This is a genomic window from Chitinophaga sp. YR627, from assembly GCF_900114995.1.
Taxonomy (GTDB): Bacteria; Bacteroidota; Bacteroidia; order Chitinophagales; family Chitinophagaceae; genus Chitinophaga.
Window position 1 is genome coordinate 913,435 of sequence record NZ_FOUX01000001.1, and the last position, 21,648, is coordinate 935,082.

The window sequence follows — 21,648 nt, forward strand, 5'->3', positions numbered from 1 at the left end:
TAAGCATTCAACAAATAAAATAAACTGCAGAATATGTTAAAAGCTGATATCATACAGGAACCCATTCAGATGGTAGATCTGAAAGGACAATATCTGAAGATCAAGTCAGATGTAGATAAAGCCATCCAGGAGTGCATAGATACCACTGCCTTTATTAACGGTCCGCAGGTGAGTGCCTTCGCCACCAAACTGCAACAGTACCTGGACGTTGAAAAAGTGGTGACCTGCGGTAACGGTACAGATGCATTACAGATCGCCCTGATGACCCTCGGTCTTGAACCAGGTGATGAAGTGATCGTACCTGCATTCACCTATGTCGCCACCGCAGAAGTGATCGGTCTCCTGCGACTGACACCTGTAATGGTAGAGGTCAATCCGCAGACCTTCACCGTTGATCCGGCTGAAATAGAAAAAGCAATTACTCCAAAAACAAAAGCGATCGTACCGGTACACATTTACGGACAATGTGCTGACATGGACACCATCATGGCCATCGCGGAAAAACATGGTCTGCATGTAGTGGAAGATACTGCCCAGGCAATCGGTGCGGAATATATCCATGCAGATGGCAGCCGTAGTAAAGCGGGTACCATCGGTACTTTCGGCTGTACCTCCTTCTTCCCTTCAAAAAACCTGGGATGTTACGGAGATGGCGGTGCGATGTTCACGAATGATCCTGCACTGGCAGAAAAAGCGCATATGATCGCCAACCATGGACAAAAGAAAAGATACTATCATACTTATATCGGCTGTAACTCCCGGCTGGATACAATCCAGGCAGCAGTACTGGGTGTGAAACTGGACTACCTGGATGAGTACAACGACGCCAGGAACAAAGCCGCTAACTTCTACGATGCATTACTGGCAGATGTGGAAGGACTGATACTGCCTTACCGGAACCCCTCTTCCACCCACGTGTTCCATCAGTATACCATGCGTGTGAAAGATGGCAGGAGAGATGAACTGCAGGCTTATCTGAAAAGCAACGGTATTCCGGCCATGATCTATTACCCGGTGCCTTTACATCAGCAGGAGGCCTTTAAAGGCGTAGGAAGAAGGATCGGTACACTGGAACTGACAGAACAGTTGTGCAGCGATATCCTGTCTTTACCCATGCACACGGAACTGACGCAAGAAGTACAGCTGACCATTACGAATACGATAAAGGATTTTTTCAAACGATAAATTATAAGATGGGATTTTTTTCACACGAAACAGCCGTTATCGACGAAGGCTGTGAGATCGGAGACGGTACAAAGATCTGGCATTTCTCGCATGTGATGCCAAACTGTAAGATAGGGGAGAACTGTAACATCGGACAGAATGTAGTGGTTTCTCCGCATGTCGTACTGGGCAGGAATGTAAAAGTGCAGAACAATGTATCGATCTACGAAGGAGTCATCTGTGAAGATGATGTTTTTCTGGGGCCTTCCATGGTTTTCACCAACGTGATCAACCCCCGGAGTGCTATTGTTCGCAAATCAGAGTTTCGTAAAACACACGTCGGTAAAGGTGCTTCAATAGGAGCCAATGCCACGATCGTATGCGGACATGATATCGGTGAATATGCCTTCATTGGAGCTGGTGCAGTGGTTACAAAGACAGTATTACCCTATGCACTGGTAGTAGGTAATCCGGCGAGACAGGTCGGCTGGATCAGCGAATACGGTCACCGGCTCGCTTTTAATGAGCAAAGTATTGCGGTCTGCCCGGAAAGCGGACAACAATATGAGCTAGTCAACAATGCCATAAAAAGGATAAAATAAAATGAGTGACAAAGTAAAATTTGCCGTAATCGGCTGTGGTCACATCGGCAAGCGACATGCAGAGATGATCTTCCGGAATGAGGAAGCTGAACTCGTCGCTTTAGTCGATAACAGTCCCAGACACACGCTGGGCATCGAGAAGTATCAGGTCCCATTTTTCTCCTCACTGGACGATCTGCTGTACTCTGAAGTAGCAGAAGGTCTCGATGTAATCAACATAGCCACCCCCAATGGCTATCACGCCAGACAGGCCCTGCAATGTCTGGAAGCTAAAAAGAACATCGTCGTTGAAAAACCAATGGCGCTGAACAGGAAAGATGCAGAAAGTGTCATCTTCAAAGCACTGCATGTACACAAGCACCTGTTTGCCGTAATGCAGAACCGTTATTCCCCGCCAACAGTATGGATGAAACAGGTTATCGAACAGGGCGTCCTGGGTAAAATTTACATGGTACAGATCAACTGTTACTGGAACAGGGATTCCCGTTATTATACGCCGAACAACTGGCATGGTACCAAAGAACTGGATGGCGGTACGCTGTTCACACAGTTCTCTCACTTCATCGATATCATGTACTGGCTGTTCGGAGACATTGAGAACATCAAAGCCAAATGCGCCAATTTCAGTCACAGAGGTGTGATCGATTTTGAAGACAGCGGATTTGTGAACTTCAACTTCGTGAACGGTGGTATGGGATCGCTGAACTATTCCACTTCCATCTGGAATGAGAACCTGGAAAGTTCACTGACAGTGATCGCGGAGAAAGGTTCTATCAAGATCGGTGGGCAGTACATGGATAAAGTCGAGATCTGCAAGGTGAGGGACTATACCATGCCAACGCTGCCGCCAACCAATCCGGGTAATGATTACGGTTCCTATAAAGGTTCTGCTGCCAATCACCATTACATCATAGAAAATGTGGTGGATGTGATGAAAGAGCGGGCTGCTATTACGACCAACGCGCTGGAAGGGTTGAAAGTAGTGGATATCATCGAACGGATCTATGCAGCAGCGCAGCAATGCTAACAGGGTGTTAAAAACAAAAAGGACTTGAAAAGTGTGTCATTAAACGGTTATATATCCCGGGTCAGGAATTCGGTTTTCTTAAGGAATGTCTCTACACTGGCAGCAGGCACGGTCTTGAGTCAGCTGATCATTTTCGGAGCATCTCCTTTTCTGACAAGGATCTATAGCCCGGTAGATTTTGGTGTACTGGCGCTGTTTACCAGCGTCAGTATGCTGGCTGCCATCCTCAGTACCGGCAGGTATGAGCTGGCAATCGGCCTGCCGGAGCAGGATGAAGAAGCGATCAATGTAGTAGCGCTGACCGTGCTGAATTCATTCATCATGGCGATGTTTTACGTCCTGCTGATCCTGGTGTTAAGGCAGAGCAGCTGGTCCGTATTACAGTCCTCCTCGTTGTTACACCAGCCTGTCATCTTCCTGGTGCCGGTCTACACCTTTATGACGGCCGCTTATTCATCACAGACCTACTGGAATCAGCGGCGGAAGTCCTATAAGGAGATCTCTACCTCACTGGTGACACAGGCAGTGGTAGCAACTGTGATCAATATCGTTCTTGGCCTGATCGGTTTGAGTGCCTGGGGACTGATAGCAGGATTGCTGATGGGACAATTGGGCGCAAATACCTTTTTGCTGTTTGGTATGATCCGGGAAAAAAGTTTCCGGGGAGTAAAGGCAGCCAGGATCAAAGAAGTAGCGGTACGCTTTGTCAACTTTCCGAAGTACATGACATTTTCAGGCGTGCTGCTGACTACATCTCAACAGGTCGTACCGATCATCTTTTCTTTCCTTTTCAATGCAATCGTAGTCGGTTTCTTCTCCCTGGCCAACAGGATGCTGCGGGTGCCCAATATCGTACTGACCACCTCCATCGGAAATGTGTTCAGGAATGATGCCATCGACAGTATCCGGGATAAAGGGAGTTGTGACCAGCTATTTAAGGCCACGCTGCGTAAGCTGACCTTACTGTCGGTGCCTATTTACCTCGTGCTCTGGATCGTATCGCCTTTTTTGTTCGTGATCTTCTTTGGCAAGGACTGGGAATCTTCCGGTTATTTCGCCAGGATCATCTGTATCATGCTGGCGCTTGATTTCATTGCAACGCCATTGAGCACTTTGTTCAATGTGATCGGCCGGCAGAAAGCATACATGCGGCTGCAACTGTGCAATACCGTGATCGGTGTAGGCGCACTATGGGCAGGAGCGAAGTTCTTTAACGATGCGTATATGTCTATCAGCCTGTTTACACTGAGCAATTGTGTATTCAGTCTGGTGTCCATCTACATCACTTATCAGTACTCGAAAGAGCAGTATAAAATCTGATAGCGCTATGGCGTTTTATATATACGGTGTCATATTATCTTTTGTAATCCTCGCTTACACTAAAGCAGGGGTCAGATTCTCTTTGTTCAATATCTACTTCGGATTATTCTTACTCTTCTACGGTCCGGCATTCTTTATATACAATGCTTCGGAGAAGCTATTTGAAAAGAATTATGCCATTACATCCGTGAATATGCTCAGCTGCTTTGTTATCGGATTTTTCATAGGGAAGCTTTTATTCCGGGAAATAAAGGGTAAAAGGCGCGTAGCATACACCAACTACAGTAACTGGACTGATTATCTGCCAGAGGAAAAAGTGAAGATAAAACAGGGACTGCTTTACGGTCTGCTGCTGATTAGTGCAGCAATCATCTTTGCTGGTCTCTTTTTGTATGGCGGCATTTCTTCACTGGGTACCCTGATGAGTAACCCGTTGGCGGATGCTGAGCTGATCAAGCAGCTGAGACAGGACGCAGGTGTAACCGGCTGGATCGCGCCTTTTTATGTGTATACTACCTCCGGAATTGGCAGGTTGCTGGCTTTCGTGTTTATCGGACTGGCACTGCAAAAGAAAAATCCCATATTGGTATTTGCCGCATTTGCTTTTGCCGTATTACTGAGTATTTCCTATCTGGCCAACATGAGTAAGTCGTCATTCGTTGTATTTTATTGCCAGTTGTTATTTTTCATGATGCTGTTCTTTAACGTGCGGATCAACTTCAAAAAGTCCTTACTGTATGTTTCGCTCATTATTCCACTGCTGATAGGTGTTTACCTGGTAGCGACCAACGCAGGTGATGCCGGTACGGCACTGGACCTGATCGGACACAGGATCTTTGTAGAACCGATTCGCGTATTGCAGCTTTATCCCAGGTTTTATCCGGATATTTTACCATTTACCAATGGCATGAACATCCGCCTGGTACATGATTTCTTTTCGTCTGATAACTATGTGCCGGCACACGTGGCAGTTACCGGCGGACTGGAACATGCCTCCTTCAATGCGATGTTTATTGCAGATGCGTATGTAGACTTCTCCTATTTCGGTGTAGTGATACAATCCATCTTTGTAGGGTATCTGCTGTCGTACCTCGACTTCCTGTTATACCGCAAAAATAATTACCTGCAGAAAGCACTGATGGCGGCACTGCTGATCGGGATCTTCTCCATGATCAATTCGGGGCTGATCACATCGCTGATAGGATTTGGTCTGATTACTTTGCCGATACTGGCTTATTTCCTGCGCGACAGAAGACGTCGCAGGATTTATATAGGCCCGTCTGACTTTGAGTATACCGAACAGTTTAAAGTTATATAATGAAGATCGTTACCATTTTAGGGGCCAGACCGCAGTTCGTAAAGGCCGCCGTTGTGAGCAGGGAAATGCTGAAAAATGCGGGTATCCGGGAAGTGATCATCCACACGGGGCAGCATTACGATAAAAATATGTCGGAGATCTTTTTTGAAGAAATGGAGATTCCGTCGCCTGATTATAATCTGAACATAAATGGTTTGTCGCATGGCGCTATGACGGGTGAAATGCTGAAAGGGATTGAAAGCATTCTGCTGAATGAAAAGCCGGACTATGTGATGGTCTATGGTGATACGAATTCCACTATTGCCGGTGCATTGGCCGCTAAAAAGATCCATATAAAAGTGGCGCATGTAGAAGCAGGACTCCGCAGTTTCAATATCCGGATGCCGGAAGAGGTGAACCGGATCCTGACAGACAGGATCTCTGATAAGTTGTATTGTCCGACGCAGACAGCCGTCGATAATCTCTTACGGGAAGGCTATGCGGCACTGGACGGACAGATCCATAAAACCGGCGATGTGATGCTGGATGCGGCATTGTTCTATTCGCAGAAAGCAAAAGAAAGATCGGCCATTATTGACACACTCGGACTGGACAAATTTATACTCTGCACTATTCATCGTGCAGAGAATACAGATGATCTCAACAGATTACGCTCCATCGTAAACGCTATTAATGAGATAGCAGGTAGTATCAGGGTCGTGGTACCGATTCACCCACGTACCCGTAATATACTGGCTAAGCATGCTATCACTGTCAACTTTGATATGATCGATCCGGTAGGATACTTTGATATGCTGAATCTGATCACCCATTGTAGTCTGGTGATGACAGACAGTGGCGGATTACAGAAAGAAGCCTTTTACTTTAAAAAGAACTGTGTAACACTCCGGGATGAGACGGAATGGGTAGAACTGGTGGACAATGGATTTGCGGTATGCGTAGGCAGCGATACCTGTAAGATCCTGGAAGCCTATCATGCGCTGTTGCACAAAGACAATGACTTTTCCCTCGACCTGTATGGTAATGGCGACGCTTCCGAAAAGATCGTAGCCGGATTGTTTAATTAATTATTAAGTCACATAATACTGAACATATGAGGATCGTACACTTATGCAATTACTTCCAGCCGGAACTTGGCTATCAGGAATATTTTTTAGCAATTGAACATGCCAAGATGGGTCACGAAGTAACGGTGGTGACCTCCGAGCGATATTTTCCCTTCCCTGACTATGAGAATACGACAAAACCAGTGCTCGGTAACAGGATCCATGAGCCAGGTGAATATGACCTGGAAGGTTACCGGGTGATCAAACTGCCTGTCGCGTTCGAAGTCAGCAAACGCGTATGGTTAAAAGGGCTGGAAAGGGTCCTGAGAAGACTCCGGCCAGACCTGGTGGTGTGTCATGGTATCGGCAACTTCAACGCGCTGCGCGTGTCAAGCTGGAAGAAAACCATGGGCTTTAAGCTATTGGTAGATGACCATATGCTGATGTCTGAAGTCAACCGTTCGATCCTCGGAAAACTTTACTACAAGACCTTCAATTTCCAGAAAGTATACAAAAGCGCCGACAGGATCGTGGGTGTAGCAGATGAGTGCGTACAGTATATCGTTGACTTTTACCGCTATCCTAAATCCAGGGTAGAGATGATACCACTGGGCGCAGATACAAACCTCTTCCGTTTTGAAAAGGAACAGGCTGCTGCCTTCAGAAAGCGTAATGGGATAGATGAGGACGCGATCGTGATTACCTACACCGGTAAACATACCTTCAAAAAAGCACCGCATTATACACTGGTCGCGCTGGATCAGTTAAGAGACAAGCTGGGCGATAAGAAGATCGTTGCCCTTTATGTAGGTAACATGGAGGCTAATTATCGCGAAGAGCTGGAGTTACATGCCGCCAAGGTAGCAGACAGGGTAAAAGTGATCATGCTGCCTGCTGTGACCAATAAAGAGCTGGTGGCGATCTATTCCGCCAGTGATATTGCTTCCTGGCCAAGACAGGGGTCTATGTCGATGATCGAGGCTTGTAGCTGCGGCGTACCCATCGTTTGCTGTGACTTCCTGACAGAGCGTTATAAGAACAATAACGGTATCGCCATTAAGGAAGATAATATGCAGGACCTCATTAATGCTTATGATTTCCTGATCAATAATGAAGCGGAAAGAAAGGCAATGGGTCAGCGCAGCAGGGAGCTCATCATGAACGAGATGTCCTGGAAGAGTATTGCAGAGCGTTATCTGGAATAGGCCTCAAACTTGCATTGGTAAAGATGATATCTATTTATACTCAATTTAAATGATAATATCATGACTATCAGGATCGTGCAGGTGGCGTTTTTGCTATTTTTTTCTCTCGTATGTACTTCAGACGCCGGTAAAACGTACGCATTATCAGTCTATAAACCCGTTGCAATTGACGTGAAGGCACTTGGCGCAAAAGGTGATGGTACGACAGATGATACAAAAGCGATTCAGCAGGCATTGAATCAGGCAGCGACAGCAAGTGACAAGATCGTGTCATTCCCCGCAGGACAATATCTGATCAGCAGGACGCTTAGGACGGCTGTTGCTGGTACACGGATGGTATTTGCAAAAGGCGCATCATTGAAACTGGCCAATAACACCAATGGGGGTATTGTTATAGTGAATGATAACTGTAGTGTTGAAAATGCCACTTTACAGGGAAATGGTCAGTCTGCCCCTGATCTGTATCAGGGATATGGTATTTCATTGTATGGCGTATCAGGAAGTACGGTGAAGAACTGCATTTTTACCGGTATCAGCGGCTTTAATATTTTCCTGAACAGAAACGCCAATAAGGGATGTAACCAATGCGTAATTACAGGAAATACCATTAAGTCGCCTGCATTATCACTCCCCAAAGGGTATGATGGAAGCGGTATTATGATCGGGTATTCCGGAACAGGATATGCGCATACAGATAATGAGGTCAGTAATAATAACATTGACGGCGCACAGACACTGGGACATGGTATTGCCGTAATGACCCATGGCTCCGGGAATAAGATCATTGGTAACACCATCAGTAACTGTCTGCGCTATGGGATCATTTCTTACGAAACCAGTTATGAAGATTCCACTTTATTCACGACTTCTATTATCAATAACACGATCAGCAATATCGGCGCAAAAGACGGTACTACTAATAACATGGGAATGGGTATTTATGTCATGAAAACGCACGGTGCGATCGTGAAGGGGAATAAAGTGACGAATACACTGATCAATTCAGACAATACAGAAACGCTGGGAAGAGGCGCTATTACGGTAAGTGGGGGCGTGGGTTGTACGGTAGAGGATAACACCATCGTCAATTCCAACAGATATGGTATCGTCTGTATTTATGGTTTCGATACGGCAATCAGGAATAATAAGATCCTCGGCGTGAAAGAGTCAGGTATTTATATGAGAAATACCAATGGAAACGTGATCGAAGGCAATGAGTTCAGGGATATCGCAAAACTGGCTATCCGCGGACAATTCGGTAACACCGGCAGACCAGCCTATTCCTCCAATGGTTTTCTGAAACGGTTCAGGAATATCCCGACAGGAGAAAACATCCGTATTGCCAATAACAAATTTTATGGTACATCCACCAATGTGATCAATCTGGTAGGAGAAGATGATAAAACAAGCCCCGGTTATAACAATCAGCTGAAAGACCTGGACATACAGGATAATGAGCTGATCGGAAATAAGAATACAATAGACAATTCCATCAAAGTATCAAATGTGGCGCCCGGTGGCAGCAGGATTATGAGGAACCGGAATAATTAGCAGCAGCGCAACGCCACGTATGAAAAACACATTAACAGACAATGAAATTATTCATTAATGCTGCAAACCTGAGATTCGGCGGTGGCAGGACCGTCGGATTCAACCTTATCAACTATTATTCTTTACACCCTGCAGTATCATCGATGGTCGTAACCGTACCTGCCGGCTGCGGTTATGAAAGATTCGCAGCCAACAAAAAGGTAAAATTGCTGGTATATGATAAGATATATAATCATGCTGTATCAAAGATCATATACAATTATGTATTGCTGCCCTTGAGGATCGCATTTACAAAGACAGACTTCATCCTGAGTCTGGGCAATATTGCCATCCCGACAAGAAAGACGCAGTTCCTCCTGATACATCAGGCATATGTGGCGTATCCGGAAAGTATTGTATGGAAAAGAATCCGGAAGAACGACAAACCTTTCTACCGGTATATCATGAATACACTCCGGTTGATAAGGACCAATCTGCGCTTCGTTTCCATGCTGGGTGTACAGACTGAGTCCATGCGTTCACGTATGAGCCGTTTGTACAAGATTCCGGAAGAGCGTATTGTGGTGATCCCGAATGCGGTCTCTTATACCAGTGGCATTGCGCCTCCGCCAAGAAGAAGTGAGGCGGAAAAGGAGATCAGGCTGCTGTTTATCGCCAAGTATTATCCGCATAAGAACTACGAGATATTATACGGAACAGGGAAACTGATCGCGGAAAGGAAGCTGCCGATTAAGATCACGGTGACGATCGACCGGGCAGAAAATGAAGGCAGCAGGCGCTTCCTGGACACGATAGAAAAAATGGGATTGAGCCATATTATCGTCAATCATGGTAATGTTCCGCTGGAAGAACTGGGTAAAGTGTATGCTACGCAGGATGGACTGTTCCTGCCTACATTGCTGGAATCCTTCTCCGGATCTTACATTGAAGCGATGCACTTCCGTAAACTGATATTCACCAGCGATATGGATTTTGCGCACGAAGTATGTCTCGATTCCGCTTATTACTTCGATCCACATGATCCGGAAGATATTGTAAACAAGATCGTGGACGCATTCAGCGACCCCAATACAATGGAGTATAAACTATGCCGCGGACAGGAGATCCTGGAAGGTTCCAAGACCTGGGATGATATCGGAAAATTCATCGATGATAAATTTTTGAACTTAGCTAAATAACTACTCATGTTTAAAGATAAATGCCTGCTTATTACCGGTGGTACGGGTTCCTTTGGAAACGCTGTACTTAAAAGGTTTTTACCTACTGATATCCGGGAGATCAGAATCTTCAGCCGTGATGAGAAAAAGCAGGACGATATGCGTAACCTGCTGCGTAGCGATAAGGTGAAATTCTTTATGGGAGACGTACGCGACTACCGTAGTATTGATAACGCCATGGACGGCGTAGATTATGTATTCCATGCCGCTGCTTTGAAACAGGTACCTTCCTGCGAATTCTATCCCATGGAGGCCGTGCGTACAAACGTACTGGGGACGGAAAATGTGGTAGAAGCAGCGATAAAACATAAGATTGAAAAGTTGATCTGTCTGGGTACAGACAAGGCAGTATATCCCATCAATGCCATGGGTATTTCCAAAGCGATGATGGAAAAGGTGGCGATTTCCAAAGCGAGATTGCATAACCAACCATTGATCACCTGTACCCGTTACGGCAACGTAATGGCGAGCAGAGGATCGGTGATCCCGCTGTTCATTTCGCAGATCAGGGCGGGTTTGCCACTGACCATTACCGATCCGAAAATGACGCGTTTTATGATGTCGCTGGATAATGCGGTGGAGCTGGTACTGTTTGCCTATAAGAACGCCAATCCCGGCGATATTTTTGTACAAAAGGCGCCAGCAGCTACTATTGGGCAACTGGCCAGTGTACTGATAGACATGTTTGAATCCAGGAGTGAGATCAATATTATTGGTACCCGTCACGGGGAGAAACTCTATGAAACACTGCTGACCCGCGAAGAATTTGGTAAGGCAGAAGATATGGGTGAGTTTTATCGCATTGCGGCGGATGACAGGGACCTCAATTATGCGAAATACTTCTCCGAAGGTAACGAGCGGATTGCAGAAGCACAGGATTATCATTCGCACAACACCTACCGTCTCTCAGACGATGAGCTGCGTAACATGCTGCTGAAACTGGATTATGTACAGGAACAATTAAGTAATAGTCATGTCGGAGAAGGTGAATTATATAAAGGGTAACCAGTTCAGCGACCACCGGGGTACCTTGCAATTCGTGAACGACTTTACCTTTCCTGATGTAAGGCGTTTTTATCAGATCACTCATCCTGATGAGCGTGTGATCCGCGCCTGGCAGGGACACAAGGTTGAAGAAAAGTTCTTTTATGTGGTAAAAGGACGATTTGTGATCGCCTGGGTAGAAGTGGATGACTGGGAACAGCCATCACCCGATCTGCCGGCAGAACATGTCATACTCGAAGAAGGAACGCCGGCGGTATTACATATCCCCGCTGGTTACGCCAATGGCATTAAAGCATTGGAGCCCGGATCTGTGCTGATGGTTTATTCAAATCTTAACCTGGAAGCATCTGCTGCTGACCGCTGGTCATTTGATCAGCACTTATGGTTTGACTGGCAGCAGGCAACAGCTCATATCACTATTGCATGAAAAGAATCGGTATTACAGGACAGTATGGATTTATCGGAAGCTATCTGTTCAACAGGATCAGTTTGCGGAAAGAAGAATTTGCATTGGTCCCTTTTAAGCGGGAATATTTCGAAAATGCCGGTGAACTGGCAAACTGGGTGTCACAGTGTGACGTGATCGTTCACCTGGCAGCTATGAACCGTCACCCTGATCCGCAGGTGGTACATGATACGAATGTAGAACTGACGATAAAACTGCTGGAAGCCCTGAAATCGACACAGGCGGCGCCGCAGGTGATCTTTTCTTCTTCCACACAGGAGGAAAGGGAGAATCCCTACGGACAATCGAAAAGACAGGGCAGGGAGTTGCTGCGCGAATGGGCGGCGGAAATCCATGCACCGTTTACGGGGATGGTTATTCCTAACGTATTCGGGCCTTTTGGGAAGCCTTTTTATAATTCGGTGGTTGCTACCTTCTGTCACCAGTTATGTAACGGAGAACAGCCGCATATTGATAATGACGGACAGCTGAAACTGATCTATGTCGATGAACTGGCCGATCATATCATCACGGGCATCAGAGAGGCAAAAAATGACCCTTTATGGTTGGTGCCGCATACCACGGAATGTTATGTCAGCGAGATACTGGAGAAACTGGAATCTTACCGGGATCTTTACCTGGAAGAGGGGATCTTCCCGGCATTACCGGATAAATTCAGTGTACAGCTGTTTAATACCTTCCGCAGCTTTATTGATCATGCATCCTATTTTCCTTATAAACTGAAACAACATGCCGATAACAGAGGGGTATTCGTGGAAATGGTGAAACTCCAGCAGGGCGGACAGGTATCGTTTTCAACGACGGTACCGGAGATCACCCGGGGCAATCATTTTCATACCCGTAAGATCGAGCGTTTCCTGGTCATCAGGGGAAAGGCAGTGATAGAGTTGCGGCAATACAATACGGATAAGGTGCTGAGTTTTGCGCTGGATGGGGATACCCCTTCTTATGTGGACATGCCGGTATGGTATACGCATAATATCAAAAATGTGGGAGAGGAAGAGCTGTACACCGTATTCTGGATCAATGAGTTTTTTGATCCGCAGGACCCTGATACCTATTTTGAAGTCGTTTAAAAAGCATCGCGTATAAACCAGTTATGAGTAACACAATGAAGAAACTGAAAGTACTGACTGTTGTAGGAACCCGCCCGGAAATTATACGTTTGGCCAGAGTACTGGCGAAACTGGATGAATCTGAAGCTATCGAACATGTGCTGGTGCATACGGGACAAAATTATGATTATGAGCTGAACCAGATCTTCTTTGAAGACCTGGGATTGCGTAAGCCTGACCACTTCCTGGAAGCGGCAGGTAAGACGGCCTCGGAGACGATCGGGCAGATCCTTATTAAGATCGACCCGGTGCTGGAAGCAGAACAGCCGGACGCCTTTCTTGTACTGGGCGATACCAATAGCTGTCTTTGCGCCATTCCGGCCAAGAAAAGAAGGATACCGATCTTTCACATGGAAGCGGGCAACCGTTGCTTTGATCAACGCGTACCTGAAGAGACGAACCGGAAGATCGTAGATCATATCAGCGATATCAACCTGACTTATTCCGACATCGCAAGAGAGTACCTGCTCAGGGAAGGACTGCCACCAGACAGGGTGATAAAAACGGGTAGTCCGATGTATGAGGTACTGCATTACTATCTGCCTAAAGTAAAACAATCAGGTATACTGACTACCCTGGAGTTGCAGGAACAGCAATACTTTGTGGTGTCTGCACACAGGGAAGAGAATATTAATTCAGACAGGAATTTCGATCACCTTGTGACGACGTTAAATGGTATTGCAAAGCAGTTTGGGTACCCGGTGATCGTCTCTGCACATCCGCGTACCAGGAAGATGATCGACGCAAAAGGCGTGACATTTGATCCCCTGGTGAAGCTGATGAAGCCGATGGGCCTGAGTGATTATATCGCTTTGCAGTTACATGCAAAGGCGGTGCTGTCAGATAGTGGTACGATATCCGAAGAGTCGTCTATCCTGAACTTTCCGGCATTGAATATAAGAGAGGCGCATGAGCGTCCTGAGGCAATGGAAGAGGCTTCTGTAATGATGGTAGGGCTGAATCCGGAGCGTATCATGCAGGGACTGGCACAGTTAGCATCACAGAAAAGAGGGGAGGAACGCACATTGCGGGAAGTAGGGGATTATAGTATGCCAAATGTATCGGATAAAGTAGTGAGAATTATACTGTCTTATACTGATTATGTAAACAGGGTTGTATGGAGCAAAAATCAATGATATGACCAGGGAAAAAACATTTTGGGTGGTAACGGAATTGTTTTTTCCGGAAGAGACTTCTACTGCTTATATCATGACCAAGATCAGTGAGCAGGTAGCGGGGAAACGCAAGGTACATGTGCTTTGCGGACCAGCTGCTTACCAGCAGTCTAAGATAATGGCAGATGCCCATCGGCTGGAGAATATAGAGATCACCCGGGTAGAGGCGGGCAACCTCAATAAAGATAAGCTATTGCAGAGAGCCTTGCGGCTGGTGCTGATCAGTCTGCGGTTGGCAGTAGCCTTATTCCGTAAAGCAAAAAAGGGAGATGACGTATTGCTGGTGACGAATCCGGCGCCGCTGTTGCTACTGGCGGCACGTATCTGTCGCTGGAAAGGCTTACGTTGTTATACCATTGTACATGATGTGTTTCCGGAGAACCTGGTAGTAGCGAAACTGGTAAAGCCGGGGAGTCTGCCTTACCGGTTCCTGAAAAGCATATTTAACACTGCATATAGTCGTATGACGGTGTTATTGGTGTTGGGCAGGGATATGAAGGCCCTGTTCGAAGAAAAGATGGCGAAATATGCGCGCAGGCCATTGATCCATATTATTGAGAACTGGGCGGATATCGAGATTATCAGTCCGGAGACAAAAACGGATAACGGACTCGTACAGGACCTGCACATCGGAGAGAAGATCATCTTTCAGTTTGCCGGTAATCTTGGGCGTGTACAAGGCTTACAGGAGCTTTTCGCTATTATAAAAGAAGTGCGGAATCCTTTGCTGCATTTTATGTTTATTGGTGAAGGTGCGTCTAAGAAAGAATTACAGGTTTATGTGGAAGCACATCAGCTGACGAATGTAAGCATCCTGGATTCTTTTCCAAGGAGCAAACAGCAACATTTCCTGAATGCGTCAGATATTGGTATTGTGTCGTTGCAGAATGGAATGGTCGGTCTGGGTGTACCCTCCAAATCTTATAATATTCTGGCGGCAGGTAAGCCGATACTCTATATCGGCGACCGTAGCGGAGAAATAGGGCAGATGGTGGAAGAGCATGGGGTAGGCTGGTGTTTTCAGTTGACCGACAATGAAGGGTTGCTGCGCTTCTTTAATAGCTTTTCTATGGCATCTGTGGCTGAGCTGGAAGCGAAAGGCTTACGTGCCCGGAGTCTGGCGGTAAATGTATATTCCAAAGAGCGTATCCTGGACAAGTATGCACAAATACTCACGGTATCATGAAAACATCTTTGCTATTAACCGGGGCATCCGGTTTTCTGGGCACGGAGATCCTGCATACACTACGATCTGCATACGATATAACAACGATAGGCCGTAATGGCGCTGAATACGGTCAGACGAGTCATGTGAAGATGGATCTTTCCAGAGAGAAATCAAAAGAACTGCCGGCATGTGAAGTAGTGGTGCATTGTGCCGGAAAGGCACATGTTGTACCTGCATCGCCGGAAGAGGCAGACGAGTTTTATAAAGTGAATTTATATGGCACAGTGCATCTGTGCGAGTCATTAGAGGCCTCGGATGCCATTCCCGTTTATTTTGTGTTTATCAGTACGGTTGCGGTGTATGGGGTGGATGAGGGCGTATTGATCAATGAGCAGCATGCACTGAATGGCGATACGCCTTATGCGAGGAGTAAGATCCAGGCAGAGCATTATCTGACCGAATGGTGTGGCCAGCGGGATGTGCAGTTACTGATATTACGGTTGCCGCTGATTGCTGGTCCGGAGCCACCAGGTAACCTGGGCGCCATGATACGCGGCATTTCTTCCGGCAGGTACCTGAGCATTGGCGAAGCGGCTGCCCGCAAGAGCGTGGTATGGGCAGGAGATGTGGCGGCGGTAATACCTTTAGCGATGAAGGAAGGAGGGGTGTATAATCTGACAGATGGATATCATCCAAGTTTCAGAGAGCTGGAAACCTGTATCGCGACGGCGCTCAGGAAAAAGACGCCTTCGGCGATACCGATGGGGATTGCGAAGATGATTGCCGGCGTGGGTAATCTGCTTGGAAAGCGGGCGCCGGTCAACAGTGATAAACTACGTAAAATTACTTCCACACTGACCTTTGACGACGGGAAAGCAAGGCGTGCATTCAACTGGCAGCCTTCCCGGGTTATTGACAAGTTATCGTCTGTATTATGATGTATTTAGCAGTTGCTATATTATTTTTTGTGTTATTACCTGTTTATTTCAGGATAGCGGACAGGTATAATATTATTGACAAGCCCAACGAACGGAGTTCGCATAAGAATGTCACCATCAGGGGCGGGGGGATTGTATTTATTATGGCGGCACTGGTGGTGCTGTGCACGCATTTTACGGCTTTCTGGCTGCCGGTAACGGGCATTCTGGTCATCGGACTGATAAGTTTCCTGGATGATATTTATACGTTGCCCAATAAGGTGCGGCTATTGTTTCATATGGTGGCGGTGACGTTGCTGTTTCTGTATCTGCATGTGATGGCTTTACCGATACTGGTGATCGTTCCTTTGTATATACTGGTGATCGGTATTATCAATGCCTACAATTTTATGGATGGTATTAATGGTATTACAGGACTGTATAGTCTGGTGATATTGGCGGGTCTGCAGTATGTAAACGTATATCAGCTGCCGTTCATTGAAGCAGATATGATATGGATTCCGATGATCGCCTGTGCGGTGTTTTTGTTTTTTAACTTCCGTGTGAAAGCGGTTTGTTTTGCAGGCGACGTGGGCAGTGTAACGATCGCTTTCTGGATTGTGGCATTGTTGCTGGATCTGATCCTCACTACAGGCAACTGGATGTATATATTGTTCCTCGGTGTATATGGCGTTGACTCCATTCTTACGATCATACACAGACTGATTTTACAACAAAATATTTTTAAAGCACACCGGCTGCATTTCTATCAGATACTGGTGAACGAACAAAAAATCCCGCACTTGGTAGTGTCGGCTGCTTATGCGCTGGTACAGACTTTAATAATTGTGATGTTGCTGAACACATCCGGAGATATTCATCAGAACTGGCTAAGGGGGCTGTTGATCTTGCTGCCACTGGTATTGATTTATATTGGCTTTAAGGGAAGATTGATGCAGCCACGTTTAAACGGCAATAAATGAAGGCTTGTCTTATCTATGGCAAGGGAGGCCATGCATTGACCATAGAAGCGTTAGCAAGGAAAAGTGATTATGAAATAGTCGCGTTTTTTGATGATAATGCAGATGTGAATGACAGGTACAGGGGCAGGGAGGTATTGAGGTATGAAACTGCATTGATGAGGGAGTATCCGCTTTTTATCGCGATCGGCAACAATGTAGTCAGAAAAAAAATTGTTTCATTCGTAGCACATAAATATTGTACATTTATTGACAACACTGCTTTTATCACCCAGGATGTGCGTATCGGAGAAGGTACAGTAGTAATGCCCGGCGCAATTGTACAGGCAGGCGCAGATATAGGACGGCATGTTATCCTCAACATTGGTTGTGCCGTAGATCACGAAGTTTCAATAGGCGATTTTGCACATATTGGTCCGAAATGTTACATCGGGGGCGGGGCCGTCATCGGCGAAGGCGCCACTATCGGCGCAGGATCGGTTATTATGAGAAATGCTAAAATAGCTGACTGGACGAATATTCCGCCTTTGAGTGTTATCACCTGATGTAATAGTTTGTTTCCTCTTTAACTAATAGCTCAAAATAAACATGCAACCCTCATCAATTTTTAACCGGATCACTTCCAATGGAAAGTTTGTTCCCGAAGTAGACGGCTTACGTTTTATCGCAATATTTGCCGTTGTGATTGCTCATATCGATGGTTTTTTTGTTGACAAGGTGGAGGAGCTTTTACATCAGAAGGATAAATGGTTATCACTTTTTGATTATATGCTGCAGGGAGGTGGGATCGGTGTTTCGTTGTTTTTTGTCATCAGCGGTTATATACTTGGGCTGCCATTTGCCAATCAATACCTTGGCGATGGGAAAAAGGTGGTTTTGCGTTCATATTTTATCAGGAGACTGACACGTCTGGAGCCACCATATATGCTGTGTATGATCGGCCTTTTCTTCGTACTGGTATTTGTTCTGCATAAATACACGTTCAATGACCTGCTACCGAGCCTGATGGCATCACTGACATATACGCACAACCTGTTCTGGGACAGATACACGTTACCACTTGTCAATGGAGTTGCCTGGAGTCTGGAAGTGGAAGTGCAGTTTTATATTATGGCGCCGCTGCTGGCCAGGTTGTTTTTATTACCTGCTGTAAAACGGAGAAGTATTATATTACTTATATGTGTGTTGATGATCGTGGGGAGAAGCATTTATCAGTTGCCATGCCGTTCAATTCTGGATGCTATTCAATATTTCCTGACGGGCTTTTTGCTGGCGGATCTGAAGGTGACCAATACCTTCCTGAAGATAAAACAACCATGGGTGCTGGCAATAGGGATACCGGTATTGCTACTTGTGTTTATTTTTAAAATGTTACTACCCAATAACGATCCTGACTTATTATTGAATATGGGATTGTTTGTGGTCATTGCCATTTTTAATTATTTATGTTTGTTTCATGGGTTTATCAATGGATTCCTGACGAACAGGATTATCTATACTATCGGGGGAATGTGTTATTCTATTTATTTGTTGCATACAGTTATCATCTCTGCGTTCGGAAGTAAATTCATCAACGGTTTCTTTTTTGATTCGCTGTATCTCAATCTTGCTTTGTTCAATGTTTTGCAGATTTGTCTGATCATGGCTATATCGAGCATTTATTTTGTATTGGTTGAGCGGCCTTGTATGGACAAGTACTGGCCTCAGAAGCTGCTGGCATTTTTCAGAGGCCGCTCTACGGTTTCATGGAAAACTATTCCTTCATTGCTCAGACTGAGGAAATGATTTTACAGACGCGGCTATAACAGCAATATATTACATAGAGGTTGATGACTTAATAAGATTATGAAAATCGTAAACGTAAGTGTAAGACGCATCAGGCAATTCGTCAGATGCGTCTTACACTTAATAGTTCCATATGAAAATCATGGTGTGTTGATAGTAGGTTATTAGATCAGGTGCTATCAACGTAGCCAGTATTGTATACTCCACAATTATAAATATCAGTATCACGTTTGATCTGTCTGTGACAGATAAGTATGGCGTTCGTGTTTATGCATTTGGTTAACACTGGCGGTAAATGACTGGCTGGAGGAGCAGCCATTGCCGGAGCAATCCATATACGGAGAAGTAGCGTTGTGTGACAGCGAAGGGTATATAAAATTTTAGATGCCGGCAAATCCGGACCATATATCTCATTCTGTTGTAGCTATCAATAAGCAACATGCATATGTGAAAGAACCTATCAGGCCTTAAAGAAGATCATGCAGAATCAGGCATGTTATATCGATATATTCAGGATCAATATTAAAGACGCTGAATATGCTGTGGTTAAGATATTTTAGAATCAGGCATAAAAATTGGGCAGTTCCCGGTCGAATTCCATCATTTTTTTGAAAACATTGCTGTTGTTGATACAGAAAGAACCATAGCACTACTGAACGAACATCATTACCATATCTTTCATATTTCTCCAGTTGGATACGAATATTCATTAATGCGTACTCAACAATAAAACCATATTCTTATATGACACATTAACCGAAAAGCCAATAGCCTTATTTTATTGATTGTCAGATGCATAATACTGTGTTATGCGTTGTAGTAATATTTAATTTTTTGATCAGATTAAATATTATTACAAATAGTAATTATTTACATATCTTTATTGCTGCCGGGTTTAGTTTATCGCTTGGATAAACCCGTTGCTGATACTATTTGAATCACCTGACTATTTCGATCCTATGAACAAGCCGGAGTGTTTATGTCTGCGGGGTACCGCAGTCATTAGGCATGCCTGTGGCCTATTACTGTGTTTAATTTTATTCTTTTCTGGCCTTAATCAGGTACATGCCCAGGATATTGAGCTGGGAAATCCGTCAATGGAATCTCCTTTATTAGCGCCGCTGCCGCCGGCGCCATGGAAGCGTTTTGAGCAGTCGCCTGATGTGCAGCCAGGGTGGGTGGGAGTAACGACACCACCTATGGACGGCAGGACATATATCGGGATGATTGCCAGTGCGGCCTGGTCTGAGCGACTTGCACAAGAGTTGGTGACACCATTGCGGGGCAACAGATCGTATACTATTTCGTTTGGACTCGCTTTTCCAGAACGCTACTTTTCTGCTCCCATGTGTTATGGTGGTATGGTTATTTACGGCGCGAATTCCCCTGGTGAAAAAGGGGATATTTTATGGCAATCCGGCATCTTCACACATAAAGAATGGCGCACATATAAAGCGACATTAAGACCTGAGAAAGACTATAAATATTTTGTCTTTGGTCCGTACCGGGACAGTACCTGTAAGTTTATGTATTCAGCAGTGCTGGTTGATAATTTCTCACCTTATATCAGTGAGGTGCCGGAGATTACGGCAACAGCACATAATACCTGTAAGGGTCAACAAACGGGCAGCATCGCTGTGGATGTAATGTCCGGTAAAGGACCTTATCAGTATCTCTGGGAGCCGGGAGGATATAGCGATTCAGTTGTGTCGCATCTGGAGAAAGGTAATTACCGTGTGACTGTTACGAGCGCCAGTGGGGCTACGGCGTCAGAAGAAGTGCAGGTTGGTGAATATGAAATGACAGCAGATATTCAGTCAGATGAATTGCGTTGTTATGGCGATAAAGGCAGGATCACTATTACAATGGCAGGTGGAGAGAATCCTTATCTGTTCAGTATGAATGGTGGCGCTACCTATCAGAAAAGCGCCGTGTTTGAAAATCTGCAACCAGGTAATTATGATCTTGCGGTGAAAGATGTGTTTAGTTGTGTGTTGCAGATAAAGCAATTCAATATACCGGCTATAGAGCGGATGGAGGTGCAGTCCGTCAAAACCGGCGCTGCCAGTTGCAGTAATGTAAAAGACGGGAAACTGGAGTTTACGGTAACAGGAGGGACGCGGCCGTATACGTATGAGGTATCAGGTGTGCCGGCAGGACCGGATAGTATCATTGTGCCACTGGAATCAGGGGAATATACCTATCGCATCACTGATCAGCATCATTGTGAAATAAGAGGCAGTACGAATGTCTCGAAAGAGAGTCGGGAATGCGCGGTACTGATGCCAAGTGCATTCAGTCCGAATGGTGATGGAATGAATGATATTTTCCGTGCAAAGGTACATGATGCGGTGAGTGATTTCAGGATGGCGGTATATGGCAGATGGGGACAGCTGATCTTCGAAAGCCGTAATCCGGATAGCGGATGGGATGGTACACAGAAAGGATCAGGTGTACCGGCGGGAAGTTATTTGTGGGTGGTGACCTATACGGATAGTAAGCAACAGGCCATGCAACAGCAGGGTACATTGGTGCTGGTGAGATAAAAAAAGATTGCCGCTTTACGGCGGCAATCTAAAAATATCAC

Annotated in this window: 19 protein-coding genes; all 19 read left to right on the plus strand. The window is 45.6% G+C overall.

Translation table 11 applies throughout. The annotated features are described in order from the left end of the window. Nucleotides 1–33 precede the first annotated feature (33 nt). The 19 genes from BMZ72_RS03250 (at nt 34) to BMZ72_RS03345 (ending at nt 21,607) form a co-directional block, all read left to right on the plus strand. Complete coding sequence (locus BMZ72_RS03250) at nt 34–1,185, plus strand: DegT/DnrJ/EryC1/StrS family aminotransferase (protein WP_089805198.1); 1,152 nt, start codon at nt 34–36, stop codon at nt 1,183–1,185. 8 nt (nt 1,186–1,193) lie between these two features. After that, entirely contained in the window at nt 1,194–1,766 is a 573-nt protein-coding gene (locus tag BMZ72_RS03255) for an acyltransferase (RefSeq protein ID WP_089805200.1), read from the plus strand. A gap of 1 nt (nt 1,767) precedes the next feature. Next, complete coding sequence (locus BMZ72_RS03260; protein WP_089805202.1) at nt 1,768–2,793, plus strand: Gfo/Idh/MocA family protein; 1,026 nt, start codon at nt 1,768–1,770, stop codon at nt 2,791–2,793. Nucleotides 2,794–2,826: 33 nt separating this feature from the next. Then, nucleotides 2,827–4,113 carry an oligosaccharide flippase family protein gene (locus tag BMZ72_RS03265; RefSeq protein WP_255373147.1) on the plus strand — a complete coding sequence of 429 codons (1,287 nt, stop codon included), beginning with the start codon at nt 2,827–2,829 and terminating at the stop codon, nt 4,111–4,113. A gap of 7 nt (nt 4,114–4,120) precedes the next feature. Continuing rightward, on the plus strand, nt 4,121–5,431 hold the full coding sequence (locus tag BMZ72_RS03270; protein ID WP_089805206.1) for an O-antigen polymerase: 1,311 nt from the start codon (nt 4,121–4,123) through the stop codon (nt 5,429–5,431). After that, the gene (wecB, locus tag BMZ72_RS03275; RefSeq protein WP_089805208.1) at nt 5,431–6,498 is read left to right on the plus strand and encodes a non-hydrolyzing UDP-N-acetylglucosamine 2-epimerase; all 1,068 of its coding nucleotides are present in this window, start codon (nt 5,431–5,433) and stop codon (nt 6,496–6,498) included. Before BMZ72_RS03270 ends, wecB (BMZ72_RS03275) begins: the two co-directional genes overlap by 1 nt. Before the next feature lie 26 nt (nt 6,499–6,524). Continuing rightward, nucleotides 6,525–7,682, plus strand: coding sequence for a glycosyltransferase family 4 protein (locus BMZ72_RS03280; protein ID WP_089805210.1), 1,158 nt, complete (start codon nt 6,525–6,527; stop codon nt 7,680–7,682). A 60-nt stretch (nt 7,683–7,742) separates the two neighbouring features. Beyond that, nucleotides 7,743–9,233 carry a right-handed parallel beta-helix repeat-containing protein gene (locus tag BMZ72_RS03285; protein ID WP_089805212.1) on the plus strand — a complete coding sequence of 497 codons (1,491 nt, stop codon included), beginning with the start codon at nt 7,743–7,745 and terminating at the stop codon, nt 9,231–9,233. A 41-nt stretch (nt 9,234–9,274) separates the two neighbouring features. After that, entirely contained in the window at nt 9,275–10,411 is a 1,137-nt protein-coding gene (locus tag BMZ72_RS03290) for a glycosyltransferase (protein WP_089805214.1), read from the plus strand. A 6-nt stretch (nt 10,412–10,417) separates the two neighbouring features. Then, nucleotides 10,418–11,455 carry a polysaccharide biosynthesis protein gene (locus BMZ72_RS03295; protein ID WP_089805216.1) on the plus strand — a complete coding sequence of 346 codons (1,038 nt, stop codon included), beginning with the start codon at nt 10,418–10,420 and terminating at the stop codon, nt 11,453–11,455. After that, nucleotides 11,424–11,882 (plus strand): WxcM-like domain-containing protein, encoded by a 459-nt coding sequence (locus tag BMZ72_RS03300; RefSeq protein ID WP_089805218.1) that lies wholly within the window; start codon nt 11,424–11,426, stop codon nt 11,880–11,882. Before BMZ72_RS03295 ends, BMZ72_RS03300 begins: the two co-directional genes overlap by 32 nt. Then, entirely contained in the window at nt 11,879–12,997 is a 1,119-nt protein-coding gene (locus BMZ72_RS03305) for a polysaccharide biosynthesis C-terminal domain-containing protein (RefSeq protein ID WP_089805221.1), read from the plus strand. Before BMZ72_RS03300 ends, BMZ72_RS03305 begins: the two co-directional genes overlap by 4 nt. Before the next feature lie 23 nt (nt 12,998–13,020). After that, the gene (gene wecB / locus BMZ72_RS03310) at nt 13,021–14,172 is read left to right on the plus strand and encodes a non-hydrolyzing UDP-N-acetylglucosamine 2-epimerase (protein ID WP_255373089.1); all 1,152 of its coding nucleotides are present in this window, start codon (nt 13,021–13,023) and stop codon (nt 14,170–14,172) included. Nucleotide 14,173: 1 nt separating this feature from the next. After that, on the plus strand, nt 14,174–15,397 hold the full coding sequence (locus tag BMZ72_RS03315) for a glycosyltransferase family 4 protein (RefSeq protein ID WP_089805225.1): 1,224 nt from the start codon (nt 14,174–14,176) through the stop codon (nt 15,395–15,397). Beyond that, entirely contained in the window at nt 15,394–16,317 is a 924-nt protein-coding gene (locus tag BMZ72_RS03320; RefSeq protein ID WP_089805227.1) for an NAD-dependent epimerase/dehydratase family protein, read from the plus strand. Before BMZ72_RS03315 ends, BMZ72_RS03320 begins: the two co-directional genes overlap by 4 nt. Then, nucleotides 16,314–17,279, plus strand: a complete 966-nt coding sequence (locus tag BMZ72_RS03325; protein WP_089805229.1) for an MraY family glycosyltransferase — start codon at nt 16,314–16,316, stop codon at nt 17,277–17,279. The genes BMZ72_RS03320 and BMZ72_RS03325 overlap by 4 nt, the downstream gene beginning before the upstream one ends. Further along, entirely contained in the window at nt 17,276–17,821 is a 546-nt protein-coding gene (locus BMZ72_RS03330) for an acetyltransferase (RefSeq protein WP_089805232.1), read from the plus strand. The genes BMZ72_RS03325 and BMZ72_RS03330 overlap by 4 nt, the downstream gene beginning before the upstream one ends. A gap of 43 nt (nt 17,822–17,864) precedes the next feature. Continuing rightward, nucleotides 17,865–19,061 carry an acyltransferase family protein gene (locus BMZ72_RS03335; RefSeq protein WP_089805234.1) on the plus strand — a complete coding sequence of 399 codons (1,197 nt, stop codon included), beginning with the start codon at nt 17,865–17,867 and terminating at the stop codon, nt 19,059–19,061. A 1,097-nt stretch (nt 19,062–20,158) separates the two neighbouring features. Further along, the gene (locus tag BMZ72_RS03345) at nt 20,159–21,607 is read left to right on the plus strand and encodes a T9SS type B sorting domain-containing protein (protein WP_177222665.1); all 1,449 of its coding nucleotides are present in this window, start codon (nt 20,159–20,161) and stop codon (nt 21,605–21,607) included. Nucleotides 21,608–21,648 lie beyond the last annotated feature (41 nt).